This window comes from Rhodococcus sp. 2H158 (assembly GCF_053764755.1).
On record NZ_JBSNCE010000025.1, the window covers coordinates 78,828 to 94,195 of the forward strand.

Here is a 15,368-nt window from a genome sequence, read left to right on the forward strand (position 1 = left end):
GCGGGGCCCAGTCGTCCGCGCGCGCAATTTCGAACGCGGACGACCGAAAAGCGCGCGTACGTGCACGAAGTCAGCCCAGCAGCTTCCGCCGCAACGCGTCGTCCTTCTCGAGCACCATCTGCTCGAGGCCCGCCTGGAACTGCTCCATCCGTTCCCGCAGCGCAGGGTCGGCCGCGCCGAGGATACGGGCGGCGAGCAGGCCGGCGTTGCGGGCGCCGCCGATGGAGACGGTCGCGACGGGCACCCCGGCAGGCATCTGCACGATCGACAGCAGCGAGTCCATGCCGTCGAGGTACTTCAGGGGGACGGGCACGCCGATGACCGGGAGCGGGGTCGCGGAGGCGACCATGCCCGGAAGGTGGGCGGCACCGCCGGCGCCGGCGATGATCACCTTGATGCCGCGTCCGGCGGCGTCGCGGGCGTAGTCGAGCATGCGCTGCGGGGTGCGGTGGGCCGAGACGACCCCCACCTCGAAGCGGATCCCGAACTCGACGAGCGCCTCGGCGGCGGCCTGCATCGTCGGCCAGTCCGAGTCGCTGCCCATGATCAGGCCGACCTGTGCTCCGTCAGTCACCGTGAGAATCCCATCCGTCGGTCCACACTCCGTGCGAGAGCCAGTGCGCCGCGCGTTCCGCGCGTTCGCGCACCGCCGCCACGTACTGCGGGTCGTCGATCGACCCGGACGCGTCCCCGAGCACGTTGACGTGCCCGATCTTGCGGTCCTTGCGCTCGCCCTTGCCGTAGAGGTGCACACGCACGTCGGGCATCCGGGCGAACAGGTGGTGCAGCCGCTCGTCCATGCTCATCGCGGGCGTCTCGGGGGCGCCGAGCACGTTCGCCATCACCGTCACCGGGGCGATCGGTGACGTGTCGCCGAGCGGGTAGTCCAGCACCGCGCGCAGGTGCTGCTCGAACTGCCCGGTGCGGGCGCCGTCCATGCCCCAGTGCCCGGAGTTGTGCGGCCGCATCGCGAGCTCGTTGACGATCAGCTCGCCGGTCTCGGTCTCGAACAGCTCGACCGCCATGACCCCGACCACGCCGAGCTCGGCGGCGATGCGCAGGGCCAGCTGTTCGGCGCCGGCCTCGATGTCGGCCCGCAGGTTCGGGGCGGGCGCGATGACGACGGCGCACTGCCCGTTCAACTGCACGGTCTCGACCACGGGCCAGCTCGCGCCCTGCCCGAACGGCGAGCGCGCGACCATCGCGGACAGCTCCCGCCGCCACGAGACCTTCTCCTCGGCGATGAGCGGCACCCCGGCCGCGAGCTGCTCGGCGACGATCCGCTGCGCCTCGTCCACGTCGTCGGTGATCCACACACCGCGACCGTCGTAGCCGCCGCGCGCCGACTTGATCACGACGGGCCACCCGTGCTCGTCGCCGAACGCGGTGAGGTCGTCGACCGAGGTGAGCTCGGTGAACGGCGGCACCGGGGCACCGAGCTCCGCGAGGCGCCGGCGCATCGCGAGCTTGTCCTGCGCGTAGATCAGGGCCTGCGGCGGCGGCTGCACGCTGACGCCCTCACGCTGGAGCACCTCGAGATGCTCGGTGGGCACGTGCTCGTGGTCGAAGGTCAAGGCGTGGACGCCGGTCGCGGCACTGCGCAACGCGTCGAGATCGGTGTGGCTGCCGAGCACCACGTCGGGGCTGACCCGCGCGGCCGGATCGTCCGGACTCGCGGCCAGCACCCGCAGGGTCTGGCCGAGCGCGATCGCGGCCTGGTGGGTCATCCGGGCGAGCTGGCCGCCGCCGACCATCGCGACGACCGGCATACCGGTGGGCAGCGTGCGGGGAGAGTGCGAGCGGGCGTCGCCGGCCGCGGAGGCGGGAGTCGCGGCGGCAGCCGAGTCCGGGGGTGTAGCGGTCACGGCTCACCATGGTGTCACAGCGGGCGGCGGGGGTGGCGCTGCGCTCCCGCGCGACACCCCGTCGTTCCTGTGGTAAAGCTGATAAACCGCCCGCGGGTTCGTGTGTTCGGATCCCGGTTTCGTAGACTCGTCCGGGTGTCTTTCGTCGATGCTGCCGTGAACCGAGTCCCCGAGCCTCTCCGGGGCCTGTTGCTGCGGCACCACGAGTTGATCAAGTTCGCGATCGTCGGCGGCACCACCTTCGTCGTCGACTCGGTCATCTTCTACACCCTCAAGCTCACGGTGCTCGAGGAGAAGCCGGTGACCGCCAAGGTCATCGCCGGGGTGATCGCCGTGATCTGCTCGTACGTCCTCAACCGGGAGTGGTCGTTCAAGAACCGGGGCGGCCGGGAGCGGCACCACGAGGCGCTGCTGTTCTTCGCCGTCAGCGGCATCGGCGTGGTCCTCAGCTTCATCCCGTTGTGGATCTCGAGCTACGTGTTCGACCTGCGGGTGCCGAACGTCAGCCTCACCATGGAGAACATCGCCGACTTCGTCAGCGCCTATCTCATCGGCAATCTGCTGCAGATGATCTTCCGGTTCTGGTGCTTCCGCCGTTTCGTGTTCCCGGAGGAGATGAACTCCGGCGGGGACGATGTTCCCGAGCACGAGGAACTCGCCGAGGAAGGCCTGGGGCACTCCTGAACCCGGCGCCGCGGGTCAGCTGAATCCGGTCCCCGCCGCCGCGGGTCAGCCGAATCCGGTCCCCGCCGTCGCGGGTCAGCGCGGTTCCCGGATCCCCGCGTGGGCGGACTCGTCGCGGGTCGAGCCGAGGAACAGGGCGAACAGGGCGGGCCGGCGGCGTTGCAGTTCCAGGCGCCCGCCGTCGGCCTCGGTCAGGGCACGGGCGAGCGCGAGTCCCACCCCGGTCGAGCCGGTACCCGAGAAGCCGCGGTCGAAGATGTGCGGGGCCAGCTCGTCGCTGACGCCGTCACCCTCGTCGGTCACCTCCACGCACACGGTCGATCCGCCGCCGTGGGTCGAGACCCGTCGCACGGACACCGTGCACGTTCCACCGCCGTGCATGAGGGCGTTGTCGACCAGCACCGCGACGGCCTCGCGCAGCCGGGATCCGGTCACGCGGCTGCGCAGCGACGGATCACCGCTCAGTAGCAGTTCCCGGCCCGCTTCCTTGTAGGGCCCCCGCCAGTCCGCGATCACCCCCGCCAGCTCCCCCACGACGGACACCTCGGTGCGCAGCTCGGACCCGCTGTTACGGGACGCGCGGACCAGTTCGTCGATGGCGGTGGTGAGCCGGTCCACCTGGCGCATCGCCTCCTCTGCCTCCTCGACGACGGCCGGGTCGGTGTGGGTGGACAGCTCGTCGAGGCGCAGCCGCACCGCGGTCAGCCGGGACCGCAGCTGGTGCGAGACGTCGCCGACGAGGGCGTGCTCCCGCTGCAGGCGCCCGGCGATCTCGACGGTCGCGGCGTCGAGGACGTCCGAGACGCGGTCGAGTTCCGGGATGCCGTGCCGACGTGGATCGGGCCGGAAGTCGCCGTCGGCCAGCCGGCGGGCCCGCGCCGCGACGTCGCGCAGAGGGTCGGCCAGCCGCCGGGCGGTGACGACGGCGACGACGGCACCGACGGCCATGGACAGCAGCACCAGCAGCGTCACCCCGACCAGGACCTGCCGCTGCAGCAGGCGCATGTCCTCGGACGGCGCCTCGAGCCGCAGGGATCCCGACGTTCCCATCGACAGGGACTCGACCAGGGGGTTCGGTACTGTGGCGGCGCCGATGTCGAGGCGGGCCGCGGCGTCCTCGGGGGTCGGGTAGACGACGAGGAGGCGGCCGCCGTCGGGTACGACGAGCCGCAGGGAACTGGTGTCGAGGCCGCCGATGACCAGGCCGTCGGCGCCCTCCTGGGCGATGATCTCCGCGGACATGCGGTCGAGCCGGTCCTGCAGGTCCCTGCGCGCGGTGTCCTCGACGAACAGCCAGGCGGTGTAGGCGAGCGGGACTCCGAGCAGCAGGGCCACGAGCAGCGAGCCCGCGAGGACCGCGAACAGGATTCGGCGGCGCACTCCGGTCCCGTCAGTCGGTGTTCAGGCGGAAGCCGACGCCGCGGACGGTGGCGATGCGCCGCTCCCCGGCCGGGCCCTCGTCACCGATCTTGCGGCGCAGCCAGGACATGTGCATGTCGAGAGTCTTGGACCCGCGCAGGTCGGCGTCGCCCCACACCTCCTGCAGGATCGCGTCCCGCGAGACCACCTGGCCGGCGTGCTCGAGCAGCACCCGCAACAGTTCGTACTCCTTGTTGGCGAGGGTGACCTCGGAGCCGTCGACGAGCACGCGCCGGGCCGCCCGCTCGAGCCGGATCCCCGCGACCTCCACGATGTCCTCGGGCTCGCCGCCGCCACGGCGGCGCAGCAGCGCCCGCACCCGGGCCATGAGTTCGGCGAGCCGGAAGGGCTTGCCGACGTAGTCGTCGGCACCGGCATCGAGGCCGACGACGAAGTCGACCTCGTCGGTACGGGCGGTGAGCATCAGGACGGCGAGGTCGGAGCGGTGGGCACGGATCTGCCGGCACACCTCGAGCCCGTCGATGCCGGGCAGCCCGAGGTCGAGGATGAGCAGTTCGTAGTCACCGGACAGGGCCCGTTCGAGCGCGGCGGGGCCGGTCTGTTCGACGGTGACGTCGTATCCCTCCCGGCCCAGCGCCCGGGACAGGGGCGCGGCGATGGCTTCGTCGTCTTCGGCGAGCAGGACTGCGGTCACGGATCCAGCGTACGGATCGGCACCGGCCGCCCGGCGCGTTACCAGGCTTTGCGACTCGGCCCGTCGGGTCGGGGTTCCCGGTCCCGCGCCGGGTCGGCGTGGAACGCCTGCTGGTACAGCAGGGCATGCACGCGCTGCACGTCGGGGATGTCGTCGAACTCGAGCGGATCGTCGGCCGCGGAGACGATGACGAGGGTGCCGGTGCGCAGGATCCGGTCCAGCAGGCCGTGCCGGAACTGCACGTTGCTGATGCGGCCCATCGGGATGTCGATGCCGGAGTGGGTGAGCACGCCCTGCCGGACGAGCACCCGCCGGTCGGTGACGATGAAGTGGGTCGACAGCCAGCTCACGAGCGGCGCCAGGCACTGCCACGCGACGATCGCCGCCCACAGCACCGCGAGCACGATCGTCAGCGTGCTCGCGGTGGAGCCGTCGAGCCGGGCCTGGCTCAGGCCGAGCAGGAATCCTGCGAGCGCCGTGGCGACCAGGAAGATCGCCGCCGGCACGATGAGCATCTTCCAGTGCGGGTGCCGGTGCAGCAGCAGCCGTTCCTCGGGGGCGAGGGCGTCCTCCGGGTATCCCATGCCGGACACGATGGCACAGCCGCGGCGCCGGGCGCCCGTGCCGGGTCAGGGCACCGGGCGCAGGTGGGTGATGTCCCCGGCCGACACCGCGATCGGCTCGCCACCGTCGTCCGGGGTGATGACGATGCGGCCCTGCTCGTCGACGTCGACCGCGACGCCGTGCAGTTCCGTGTCGCCCGGCAGGACCGCCCGCACCCGGCGGCCGAGCGTGCCGCACCGGTCGCGGTAGGCAGCGGCCAGGCCGGCGACGTCCCAGCCCGCGACGTACCACTGCTGCCACCGGCGGCCGAGTTCGCGCAGCAGGGCCTCGGCGAGTGCGGTGCGATCGAGTTCGGTCGCCCCGGCGAGCGCGAGCGACGTCGCGGTGGGGACCGGCAGCTCGTCCTCGGTGAGCGAGACGTTGAGGCCGATTCCCACCACCACGACGGGCTCGGGGTGGGTGCCGGCAACCTCGGCGAGGATGCCGGCCACCTTGCGGCCCTCGACGAGCACGTCGTTGGGCCACTTCAGTTCGGCGTCCACTCCGGTGACCGAGCGGATCGCGTCGACGGTGGCGATGCCGGCCAGCAGCGGCAGCCAGCCCAGGTCGGCGAGGTCGATGCCGGGCATGCGCAGCAGCACCGAGACGATCACCTGGGCGCGGGGAACACCGGTCCATCCACGCGAGTGCCGGCCCCGGCCGCCGTGCTGGAACTCGGCGAGCAGGACGCGGCGGTCGGCTCCGGGTTCGCGGGCGGCCGTGAGCAGGTCGGCGTTGGTGGAGGCGGTCTCGGTGACGACGTCGAGGCGCCGGTAGAACGCGTCGGGGTCGGCGCCACGCACGAGCGCGGCGCGCAGCCGGGCGGCATCCAGCTCGCGCCGCACGGGCGCGGGGTCGACGGGCGGGCGCTGCGGTTCGGGTTCGGTGGGCATCCGCACAGCCTAGGATGGGCAGCGAAACGTACTCGCCGGTAGCTTCAGTTCAATGATTCAACACAAGCGGGGCCTCGGTGCGCGATCGCTGACTGACGCTCGCTAAGCTCATGGGCCATGACCACTGTCCAGGAGCCGTCCGCGCCCGAGGCGGCGAGTACGCCCGATATCCACACGACTGCCGGCAAGCTGGCGGACCTGCGCAATCGCCAGGCTCAGGCTCAGGCCCCGAGCGGTGAGGCCGCCGTCGAGAAGGTGCACGCGAAGGGCAAGCTGACCGCCCGCGAGCGTATCCACGCGCTGCTCGACGAGGGCTCGTTCGTCGAGCTCGACCAGCTCGCCCGGCACCGCAGCACCAACTTCGGCCTGGCCGAGAACCGCCCGGTCGGCGACGGCGTCGTGACCGGCTACGGCACCATCGACGGCCGCGACGTGTGCGTGTTCTCGCAGGACGCGACCGTCTTCGGCGGCAGCCTCGGCGAGGTCTACGGCGAGAAGATCGTCAAGGTCATGGACCTGGCGCTCAAGACCGGCCGTCCGCTGATCGGCATCAACGAGGGGGCGGGCGCGCGCATCCAGGAGGGTGTCGTCTCGCTCGGCCTCTACGGCGAGATCTTCCACCGCAACGTGCAGGCCTCCGGCGTGATCCCGCAGATCTCGCTGATCATGGGCCCGGCCGCCGGCGGACACGTCTACTCCCCCGCCCTGACCGACTTCGTGGTGATGGTCGACCAGACCAGCCAGATGTTCGTCACCGGTCCCGACGTCATCAAGACCGTCACCGGTGAGGACGTCACCATGGAGGATCTCGGCGGCGCGCACACCCACATGGTCAAGTCCGGTGTCGCGCACTACGTCGCCGACGGCGAGCAGGACGCCCTGGACTACGTCAAGGACCTGCTGTCCTACCTGCCGAGCAACAACCAGGCCGCCGCGCCGCGCACCGAGCCGACCGACCCGATCTTCGGGTCGATCGAGGAGTCGCTGACCGAGGAGGACATCGAGCTCGACACGATCGTGCCCGACTCGGCGAACCAGCCGTACGACATGCACGAGGTGATCCGTCGCCTGCTCGACGACGACGAGTTCCTCGAGGTCCAGGCCGAGCGCGCCCAGAACATCATCGTCGGCTTCGGCCGCGTCGACGGCCGGTCCGTCGGCATCGTCGCCAACCAGCCGACCCAGTTCGCCGGCTGCCTGGACATCGACGCGTCGGAGAAGGCCGCGCGCTTCGTGCGCACCTGCGACGCGTTCAACGTCCCGATCGTCACGCTCGTCGACGTGCCGGGCTTCCTGCCGGGCACCGAGCAGGAGTACAACGGCATTATCCGTCGCGGCGCCAAGCTGCTGTACGCGTACGGCGAGGCCACTGTCGGCAAGATCACCGTCATCACCCGCAAGGCCTACGGCGGCGCGTACGACGTGATGGGTTCGAAGCACATGGGCGCGGACGTCAACCTGGCCTGGCCGACCGCGCAGATCGCCGTGATGGGCGCCTCCGGTGCCGTCGGCTTCGTCTACCGCAAGCGCCTGCTCGAGGCGGCCAAGAACGGCGAGGACGTCGACGCGCTGCGCCTCGAGCTGCAGAACGAGTACGAGGACACCCTGGTGAACCCGTACGTCGCCGCCGAGCGGGGCTACGTCGACGCGGTCATCCCACCGTCGCACACCCGCGGGCAGATCGTGGCGGCCCTGCGCCTGCTCGAGCGCAAGATGGTCACGCTTCCGCCGAAGAAGCACGGGAACATCCCCCTCTGACGGCCGCACGGCCGAGACCATCCCGGCCGGCTCGGTTCTTCCGAGCCGGCCGGGCCACGACCCCACGAGAGGGACGACATGACTTCGAACGCGCAGCGATCCCGCTCCCGCGTCCTGCCCACCGGCTCCGGTAGCCTCCCGGGAGGTGTGTTGTGACTGCGGTAGCTGAGGAGAAGACCATCATCGACACCGAGGTGACCGAGGTCGCGGCGGCCGAGGAGGTCCCGGCGGCGGCGCCGGCGGCCGAGACCGCCGCCCCCGAGGCGTCCGCGGCGATCCGGATCGTCAAGGGTCGGCCCTCGGACGTCGAGGTCGCCGCGCTGGTGGCGGTGCTCGCCGCGGCCTCCGGGTCCGCCGCCCCGGCGGCGGACGACCGCCCGCGCGAGACGTGGGGCGACCCCACCCGGATGCACCGCCGGACGGCGCCGTTCTCGCCGTACTCGTACCCGAACCTGGGCTGATCATGGCGAGGCTGGTGCTCGCGTCGGCGTCCCCGGCGCGGTTGTCGGTGCTGCGGTCGGCCGGCGTCGCGCCCATCGTGCGGGTGTCCGCGGTGGACGAGGATGCACTCGCCGCCGCACTCGGTCCCGGGGCGCCGCCGGCGGTGGTGGTCACCGAACTGGCCCGCGCGAAGGCGGCGGACGTGGTGCCCGGCCTGGTCCGGGACAGCCTCGGCGACGACACCCTCGTCGTGGGCTGCGACTCGATGCTGCTCGTCGACGGGCAGTTGCAGGGCAAACCGGGGACGGTCGAGGTGGCGCGCGAGCGCTGGCGGGCGATGGCCGGACGCAGCGCCGACCTGCTCACCGGGCACAGTGTCCTGCGCCTGCGCGACGGCGAGGTCGTCGCCCAGGCCGCCGACCACAGCAGCACCACCGTTCACTTCGGCCGCCCCACCGAGGACGACCTCGAGGCGTACCTGGCCAGCGGCGAGCCGCTGCAGGTGGCGGGGGCGTTCACGCTCGACAGCCTCGGCGGCTGGTTCGTGGAGCGCATCGAGGGCGATCCCTCCTCGGTGATCGGGATCGGCCTGCCGCTGGTGCGTCGGCTCCTGGCCGACGTGGGGGTGTCGGTGGCGCGGCTGTGGGCCGCGAACACGACCGGAAGCCCTTCAGTTTAGGCTTGCCTTGCCTTAGCATCGGGGTATGAGCGATCCCCATCCCCTGCCCATGTCCGAGCGCGACTCCGCACACCTGCCCGGTCACTGGCTGCTCGCCCGGCTCGGCAAGCGCGTGCTGCGCCCCGGAGGTGCGGGGATGACCACCCGCCTGCTCGTCGACGCGGGCATCGAGGGCAGCGACGTCGTCGAACTCGCGCCCGGCCTCGGCCGCACCGCGCGGGAGATCCTGGACCTGGCACCGCTGTCGTACACCGGCGTCGAACACGACGAGGCCGCGGCCGAACTGACCCGAGCCGCGATCGGCGACCGCGGTCGCTGCGTCGTCGCGGACGCCGCTGCCACCGGTCTCCCCGACGCCGGCGCCGACGTCGTCGTCGGGGAGGCCATGCTCACCATGCAGACCGACGCGGCCAAGGCACGCATCGTCGCCGCGGCCGTGCGGACGCTGCGCCCGGGCGGCCGGTACGCGATCCACGAACTCGCCCTCGTCCCCGACGAGCTCGACGATGCGGTGAAGACGGAGATCCGGCAGGACCTGGCCCGCTCCATCAAGGTCAATGCCCGGCCGCTCACCGTCGCCGAGTGGCGGGCCCTGCTCACCGAGGCCGGCCTGAGCGTCGACGTCGTGCGGCTCGCCCCGATGGCGTTGCTGCAGCCCGCGCGGTTCGTCGCCGACGAGGGCGTCCTCGGCACCCTGCGCTTCGTGCGCAACGTGCTGCGCGACGGCGACGCCCGCACGCGGGTGCTGAGAATGCGCGCGACGTTCACGACGTATCGCACGTCGATCGCGGCCGTGGCGATCGTCGCGACGAAGCCGCGGTAGCCTGCGGTCGTGAGCCCCGCCGCCGCGCCGCAGCCCGAACCCGCGACCCCCGCCCTGTCGTATCTCGCCGACGTCCGCGACGCCGTCGAGCCCTACCCGGACCGGCCGCGCCCGCAGCGCGTCCTCGTGGCCGAGGGCGCCCGCGTGGTGATCTTCGCGTTCGACGCCGGGCAGGAACTGCGCGAGCACACGGCCGCGTTCCCGGTGCTGCTGCAGGCCCTCACGGGCCACCTGCAGGTGACCGCCGACGGGCGCACCGTGGATCTCGAGCCCGGCGGGGTGGTGCACATGACCACCCGCCTGCCGCACGCGGTGCGGGCCGTCGAGCCGTCCCGGCTCATGCTGACGATGCTCGATCCAGCTGCGCGCTGAGCGCCGCCGCGATCGCGGCCGCCTTCGCCTTGGCCCGGTCCGCGTTCGCGCCGGCGAACAGCGCGTCCACGCTGTCCGTCCACAACCGCACCCAGCGGTCGAAGCGCGCCGCGCCGAGACCGTGCTGCCGGTGCAGGGCCGTGTGCACCGGAACCAGTCGGCCCCGATAACGGCCGGTGCCGAACAGGACCTGCTCCCAGAAGTCCCCGACGACCGGCAGGTGCTCGGCGAGACCCACGACGGCCAGCGTCGCGAACGCCGCCTCGAGGTCCGGATCCGTCAGCGCCCGGTCGTAGAACCGGCGCAGCAGCCGATCGATGTCGGCACGCGTCGCGAGGTCGGTCGGGGCGGACGGGGAGCGCAGCACGTGTCCCGACGGTACCGCCTAGAATCGACGGCGCACCTCGTCGTCACCGGATTGTCGATCACCGAACTGTCACCACTGCCTCAGGAGCCACCTGTGCCCGTCGCGCCCGACGCCAACCCGTCCTTCGCCGCCTACGCCGATCCGACCCGACTGGTGTCGACGGAGTGGCTGTCCGCCCATCTGGGTGCGCCCGAGGTGAAGGTCGTCGAATCGGACGAGGACGTGTTGCTCTACGACGTCGGCCACATCCCCGGCGCCGTGAAGATCGACTGGCATCTCGACCTCAACGACCCGGTCACCCGCGACTACATCGACGGCACGCGGTTCGCCGCCCTCATGGACCGCAAGGGCATCCGCCGCACCGACACGGTCGTCGTCTACGGCGACAAGTCCAACTGGTGGGCCGCGTACGCGATGTGGGTGTTCACGCTGTTCGGCCACGAGGACGTGCGCCTGCTCGACGGCGGCCGCGACGCCTGGATCGCCGAGAACCGCGACACCACCCTCGACATCCCGGTGAGCACCACCAGCGGCTACCCGGTGGTCGAACGGGACGACGCCGCGATCCGGGCGTTCAAGAACGACGTGCTGGACCACCTCGGCAAGGGTCCGCTCGTGGATGTGCGCTCCCCGCAGGAGTACACCGGCGAGCGCACCCACATGCCGGACTACCCCGAGGAGGGCGCCCTGCGCGGCGGCCACATCCCCACGGCCGTGTCCATCCCGTGGGCCCGCGCGGCGGCGCCGGACGGCCGGTTCCGGTCGCGCCCCGAGCTCGAGGAGATCTACGCCGACATCGCGCCGGACTCCGACGTCATCGCCTACTGCCGCATCGGGGAACGGTCCAGCCACACCTGGTTCGTGCTGACCTACCTGCTCGGCTACCAGCACGTGCGCAACTACGACGGGTCGTGGACCGAGTGGGGCAACGCGGTGCGGGTGCCGATCGTCAAGGGCGAGGAGCCCGGAGAGGTGCCGGCCCGGTGACCCTGCCCGCTCCTCTCGCCGAGATCGTCGACGATTTCGCCGCCGTCGAGGGCCAGGACAAGCTGCAGCTGCTGCTCGAGTTCAGCCGGGAACTCCCGCCGATCCCGGCCGAGCTCGAGGAAGCGGCGATGGAGCCGGTCCCCGAATGTCAGTCGCCGCTGTTCCTGTCGGTCGATATGGCCGACCGGGAGCACGTGCGGCTGCACTTCAGCGCGCCCCCCGAGGCCCCGACCACCCGCGGATTCGCATCGATCCTGCATCAGGGGCTCGACGGTCTCAGCGCCGAGCAGATCCTCGAGGTGCCCGACGACTTCTACTCGGCCCTCGGGCTGGCCGACGCGGTCAGCCCCCTGCGCCTGCGGGGAATGAGCGCGATGCTGGCGCGCATCAAGCGGCATCTGCGTTCCTGAGATGCCATGGAGTTCACCGAACTCGAGGACTACCCCATCCCGGCGGGTGTGCTGACCGAATGGCTGCCGTGCGTCGCGGCGGATGCCTGGAGCACCGATCCGCGACCGGTGTCGTACGTGCACGAGGCACATCTGCGGCGCACCGTCGGCAGCCGGTACGGCGACGTCCCGGACGCGTGGCTGGGCACCGCCTTCGAGGTCGCGGGACGCCTCGAGGAGGAGCCGTTCCGGCGCGCTCTGGAGCGGTGGATCGACCGGCACGAACCGCTGCGCAGCCAGGTCGTCCTGAGCGGTGACGGCGCCGTCGGCTCCGGCGGCGTGACCCGGCGGACCGCGCCCCCGGGCGCGGTGTCGGTCCGATTCGTCCGGCACCTGCCGTCCGCCCCGGACGACATCCGCGAGCACCTCGAGCAACTGCTGGCCGACTGCACCGAGCCGCACACGTGGCCGGCGTACGTCTTCGCCACCCTCGAGCCCGAGGACGGGGACGCGTCCGCGGCGTCGTTCACGGTGTTCTTCGCCGCCGACCACGCCGTCGCCGACGCCTACTCGGTCGTGCTGGTCGCCCACGAGATCACGGCCCTGTACGAGCAGGAGCGGTCCGGCCGGCCGGCCGGACTGTTCCCAGTGGGCAGCTACATCGACTTCGGTGCCGCGGAGCGGGCGGACGCCACCGACCTGGCCGGCGAGCACGAGGCCGTGCGGATCTGGCGGGAGGCCCTGACCGCCGGCGGCGACGCGATGCCCGAGTTCCCGTTGCCCCTCGGCGACCGGCCGACCGGTGCGGTGCCGCAGCGCCGTCTGTCGACGCGGATGCTCGACGACGACCGGGCCAACCGCTTCGCCGCCCGCTGCCGGGAGGCCGGGTACGGCTTCTTCGCCGGCACGCTCGCGTGCCTCGCCCGCGCCACGGTCGAACTCGCCGGAGTCGACCGGTTCCGGACGATCGCGCCGTCCCATACCCGCAGCGGTCCGATGTGGGCCGGGGCCCTCGGCTGGTTCGTGGGGCTGCGCCCGGTCGAGATCGATGCGGCCGGGGCCACGGACTTCGCGACGCTCACGGCGCGCGCCGGCGCCGAGCTGCGCCGCACGCGGGCGAGCGCCCGGGTGCCGTTCGACCTGGTCGGCGAACTGCTCGAAGTACCCATGCGACCGCGCTTCCTGGTGTCGTACATGGACGTTCGCTTCGTCCCCATGGCCGCGCAGTGGCCGCGGTGGAATGCCCGGACGCTGCGCAGCCGCAGCTACACGCACGACGTGTTCCTGTGGTTCAACCGCAGCCCGAAGGGAGTGAACCTGGCGGGCCGGTTTCCCGACACGCCGACCGCCGCGGCCAACGTGCCGTCGTTCGTCGAGCGGGTCCGGGAATTGATGCACGAGGCGAGCGAGGGCCGCGAGTGGGACACGCCGGAGCACGGGAACGAGGGTGATTCGACTACCGGCCGGTAATGTTGCCCGGTTCCGGGCGACCCGTAGGGTGTAGGGGCTATCCGGTTACATCGTCTATCGGATTGGCGCCTACACTCCCAGAGACGGCAATAACCTAACGATCGATCAACAGGAGGCTCCGTGCCCAGTCATGCCAGCGCGCACATCACGAAGGTGCTCGTCGCCAACCGCGGCGAGATCGCTGTGCGGGTCATCCGAGCCGCCAAGGACGCCGGTTACGGGAGCGTGGCCGTCTACGCAGAACCCGACGCCGACGCCCAGTTCGTGAAGCTCGCCGACGAGGCATTCGCGCTCGGTGGCCAGACCTCCGCCGAGTCCTACCTGGTGTTCGACAAGATCCTCGACGCCGCCCGCAAGTCCGGTGCCGACGCGATCCACCCCGGCTACGGCTTCCTGTCCGAGAACGCCGACTTCGCGCAGGCCGTGATCGACGCCGGTCTGATCTGGATCGGCCCCTCCCCGCAGGCCATCCGCGACCTCGGCGACAAGGTCACCGCGCGGCACATCGCCGAGCGCGCCAAGGCGCCCATGGCTGCCGGCACGAAGGATCCCGTCAAGAACGCCGACGAGGTCGTCGAGTTCGCGAAGCAGTACGGCGTGCCGGTCGCGATCAAGGCGGCCTTCGGTGGTGGCGGCCGCGGCATGAAGGTCGCGCACACCATCGAGGAGATCCCCGAGCTGTTCGAGTCCGCGACCCGCGAGGCCATCGCCGCCTTCGGCCGGGGCGAGTGCTTCGTCGAGCAGTACCTCGACAAGGCGCGCCACGTCGAGGCGCAGGTCATCGCCGACCAGCACGGCAACGTCATCGTCGCCGGCACCCGCGACTGCTCGCTGCAGCGCCGCTTCCAGAAGCTCGTCGAGGAGGCCCCCGCGCCGTTCCTGACCGACGAGCAGCGCCGCCGCATCCACGAGTCCGCCAAGGCCATCTGCCGCGAGGCCGGCTACTACGGCGCCGGCACGGTCGAGTACCTCGTCCAGGGCGACACCGTCTCCTTCCTCGAGGTCAACACCCGCCTGCAGGTCGAGCACCCGGTCACCGAGGAGACCGCCGGCATCGACCTGGTGCGCCAGCAGTTCCGCATCGCCAACGGCGAGAAGCTCGAGCTCACCGAGGACCCGGCCCCGCGCGGGCATGCGTTCGAGTTCCGCATCAACGGTGAGGACGCCGGCCGCGGCTTCCTGCCGGCCCCCGGCCCGATCAGCGTGTACCGCGAGCCCTCGGGCCCGGGCGTGCGCGTCGACTCCGGTGTGGTGCAGGGCGACGTCATCGGCGGCCAGTTCGACTCGATGCTCGCCAAGCTGATCGTCACGGGCGAGACCCGCACCCAGGCCCTCGAGCGCGCTCGCCGCGCCCTGGCCGAGTTCGAGGTCGACGGCCTGGCCACCGTGATCCCGTTCCACCGGCACATCGTCGAGCACCCCGCCTTCGTGGGGGACGGCGAGAAGTTCGACGTCTACACCAAGTGGATCGAGACCGAGTGGGAGAACACCGTCGAGCCGTACACCGGCGGTGGGGTCGCCCCCGAGGACGAGGACGAGGCGCTGCCGCGGCAGAACGTCGTCGTCGAGGTCGGCGGCCGCCGCGTCGAGGTGTCGCTGCCCGGCCAGTTCACCCTCGGCGCCGGCGGCGGTGCCGCCGGTGGGGCGCTCCGCAAGAAGCCGAAGCCGCGCAAGCGGGGCGGTGCCCACGGCGGCAAGGCCTCCGGGGACGCGGTGACCGCGCCGATGCAGGGCACCGTCGTCAAGGTCGCGGTCTCCGAGGGTCAGGAGGTCGCCGAGGGTGACCTGATCGTGGTGCTCGAGGCCATGAAGATGGAGAACCCGGTCAACGCGCACAAGGCCGGCGTGGTCACCGGCCTGTCGGTCGAGCCCGGCGCCGCCATCACCCAGGGCACGGTGCTCGCCGAGCTCAAGTAGCAGTTCCGCCTGCGACGGCGCGCCCCGCGAATCCTCGGATTCGCGG

17 protein-coding genes are annotated in these 15,368 nt (G+C 71.7%); 10 read left to right on the forward strand and 7 right to left on the reverse strand.

Annotated features, from left to right (window positions below):
• Positions 1-70 precede the first annotated feature (70 nt).
• Both purE and ACWPOB_RS22385 read right to left on the reverse strand, forming a co-directional pair.
• A complete protein-coding gene (gene purE / locus ACWPOB_RS22380) occupies positions 71-574 on the reverse strand; it encodes a 5-(carboxyamino)imidazole ribonucleotide mutase (protein WP_455402157.1) in 504 nt (167 codons plus the stop codon).
• Entirely contained in the window at positions 567-1,865 is a 1,299-nt protein-coding gene (locus ACWPOB_RS22385) for a 5-(carboxyamino)imidazole ribonucleotide synthase (RefSeq protein ID WP_455402158.1), read from the reverse strand. Before ACWPOB_RS22385 ends, purE begins: the two co-directional genes overlap by 8 nt.
• Before the next feature lie 135 nt (positions 1,866-2,000).
• On the opposite strand from ACWPOB_RS22385, the gene ACWPOB_RS22390 reads away from it, so the two are divergent.
• A complete protein-coding gene (locus ACWPOB_RS22390; RefSeq protein WP_100057409.1) occupies positions 2,001-2,549 on the forward strand; it encodes a GtrA family protein in 549 nt (182 codons plus the stop codon).
• Between the two features lie 75 nt (positions 2,550-2,624).
• Here ACWPOB_RS22390 and ACWPOB_RS22395 read toward each other — a convergent pair whose 3' ends face one another.
• The 4 genes from ACWPOB_RS22395 to ACWPOB_RS22410 are packed head-to-tail and all read right to left on the reverse strand — an operon-like array spanning position 2,625 to position 6,119.
• Positions 2,625-3,929, reverse strand: a complete 1,305-nt coding sequence (locus ACWPOB_RS22395) for a sensor histidine kinase (protein WP_455402159.1) — start codon at positions 3,927-3,929, stop codon at positions 2,625-2,627.
• Positions 3,930-3,939: 10 nt separating this feature from the next.
• Positions 3,940-4,623, reverse strand: coding sequence for a response regulator transcription factor (locus ACWPOB_RS22400; protein WP_100057411.1), 684 nt, complete (start codon positions 4,621-4,623; stop codon positions 3,940-3,942).
• Between the two features lie 38 nt (positions 4,624-4,661).
• Positions 4,662-5,207: a PH domain-containing protein gene (locus ACWPOB_RS22405; protein WP_006939564.1), complete on the reverse strand. Its 546-nt coding sequence runs from the start codon at positions 5,205-5,207 to the stop codon at positions 4,662-4,664.
• Positions 5,208-5,252: 45 nt separating this feature from the next.
• On the reverse strand, positions 5,253-6,119 hold the full coding sequence (locus ACWPOB_RS22410; protein WP_455402160.1) for a biotin--[acetyl-CoA-carboxylase] ligase: 867 nt from the start codon (positions 6,117-6,119) through the stop codon (positions 5,253-5,255).
• Positions 6,120-6,236: 117 nt separating this feature from the next.
• Here ACWPOB_RS22410 and ACWPOB_RS22415 point away from each other — a divergent pair, with 117 nt between their 5' ends.
• From ACWPOB_RS22415 to ACWPOB_RS22435, 5 genes are all read left to right on the forward strand, one after another.
• A complete protein-coding gene (locus ACWPOB_RS22415; protein WP_100057413.1) occupies positions 6,237-7,877 on the forward strand; it encodes an acyl-CoA carboxylase subunit beta in 1,641 nt (546 codons plus the stop codon).
• Between the two features lie 152 nt (positions 7,878-8,029).
• On the forward strand, positions 8,030-8,338 hold the full coding sequence (locus ACWPOB_RS22420) for an acyl-CoA carboxylase subunit epsilon (RefSeq protein ID WP_455402161.1): 309 nt from the start codon (positions 8,030-8,032) through the stop codon (positions 8,336-8,338).
• A 2-nt stretch (positions 8,339-8,340) separates the two neighbouring features.
• Entirely contained in the window at positions 8,341-8,997 is a 657-nt protein-coding gene (locus ACWPOB_RS22425) for a Maf family protein (protein ID WP_100056647.1), read from the forward strand.
• 25 nt (positions 8,998-9,022) lie between these two features.
• Positions 9,023-9,820, forward strand: a complete 798-nt coding sequence (locus tag ACWPOB_RS22430; RefSeq protein WP_455402162.1) for a class I SAM-dependent methyltransferase — start codon at positions 9,023-9,025, stop codon at positions 9,818-9,820.
• Between the two features lie 9 nt (positions 9,821-9,829).
• Entirely contained in the window at positions 9,830-10,192 is a 363-nt protein-coding gene (locus ACWPOB_RS22435; RefSeq protein WP_006939570.1) for a cupin domain-containing protein, read from the forward strand.
• Here the strand turns inward: ACWPOB_RS22435 and ACWPOB_RS22440 are convergent.
• Positions 10,158-10,559: a group III truncated hemoglobin gene (locus ACWPOB_RS22440; protein WP_455402163.1), complete on the reverse strand. Its 402-nt coding sequence runs from the start codon at positions 10,557-10,559 to the stop codon at positions 10,158-10,160. The genes ACWPOB_RS22435 and ACWPOB_RS22440 overlap by 35 nt on opposite strands.
• A 93-nt stretch (positions 10,560-10,652) precedes the next feature.
• On the opposite strand from ACWPOB_RS22440, the gene ACWPOB_RS22445 reads away from it, so the two are divergent.
• From ACWPOB_RS22445 to ACWPOB_RS22460, 4 genes are all read left to right on the forward strand, one after another.
• Entirely contained in the window at positions 10,653-11,546 is an 894-nt protein-coding gene (locus ACWPOB_RS22445; RefSeq protein ID WP_100056650.1) for a sulfurtransferase, read from the forward strand.
• The gene (locus ACWPOB_RS22450; protein ID WP_100056651.1) at positions 11,543-11,956 is read left to right on the forward strand and encodes a SufE family protein; all 414 of its coding nucleotides are present in this window, start codon (positions 11,543-11,545) and stop codon (positions 11,954-11,956) included. The genes ACWPOB_RS22445 and ACWPOB_RS22450 overlap by 4 nt, the downstream gene beginning before the upstream one ends.
• A 6-nt stretch (positions 11,957-11,962) precedes the next feature.
• Complete coding sequence (locus ACWPOB_RS22455) at positions 11,963-13,405, forward strand: condensation domain-containing protein (protein WP_100056652.1); 1,443 nt, start codon at positions 11,963-11,965, stop codon at positions 13,403-13,405.
• Between the two features lie 120 nt (positions 13,406-13,525).
• Complete coding sequence (locus ACWPOB_RS22460; RefSeq protein ID WP_006939582.1) at positions 13,526-15,322, forward strand: acetyl/propionyl/methylcrotonyl-CoA carboxylase subunit alpha; 1,797 nt, start codon at positions 13,526-13,528, stop codon at positions 15,320-15,322.
• Positions 15,323-15,368 lie beyond the last annotated feature (46 nt).

Bases quoted from the DNA above. Each gene is read 5' to 3' on its own strand.
- ACWPOB_RS22410 (WP_455402160.1), bottom strand. From the start codon at position 6,119: ATGCCCACCGAACCCGAACCGCAGCGCCCGCCCGTCGACCCCGCGCCC.
- ACWPOB_RS22405 (WP_006939564.1), bottom strand. From the start codon at position 5,207: ATGGGATACCCGGAGGACGCCCTCGCCCCCGAGGAACGGCTGCTGCTG.
- ACWPOB_RS22425 (WP_100056647.1), top strand. From the start codon at position 8,341: ATGGCGAGGCTGGTGCTCGCGTCGGCGTCCCCGGCGCGGTTGTCGGTG.
- ACWPOB_RS22430 (WP_455402162.1), top strand. From the start codon at position 9,023: ATGAGCGATCCCCATCCCCTGCCCATGTCCGAGCGCGACTCCGCACAC.
- ACWPOB_RS22415 (WP_100057413.1), top strand. From the start codon at position 6,237: ATGACCACTGTCCAGGAGCCGTCCGCGCCCGAGGCGGCGAGTACGCCC.
- ACWPOB_RS22455 (WP_100056652.1), top strand. From the start codon at position 11,963: ATGGAGTTCACCGAACTCGAGGACTACCCCATCCCGGCGGGTGTGCTG.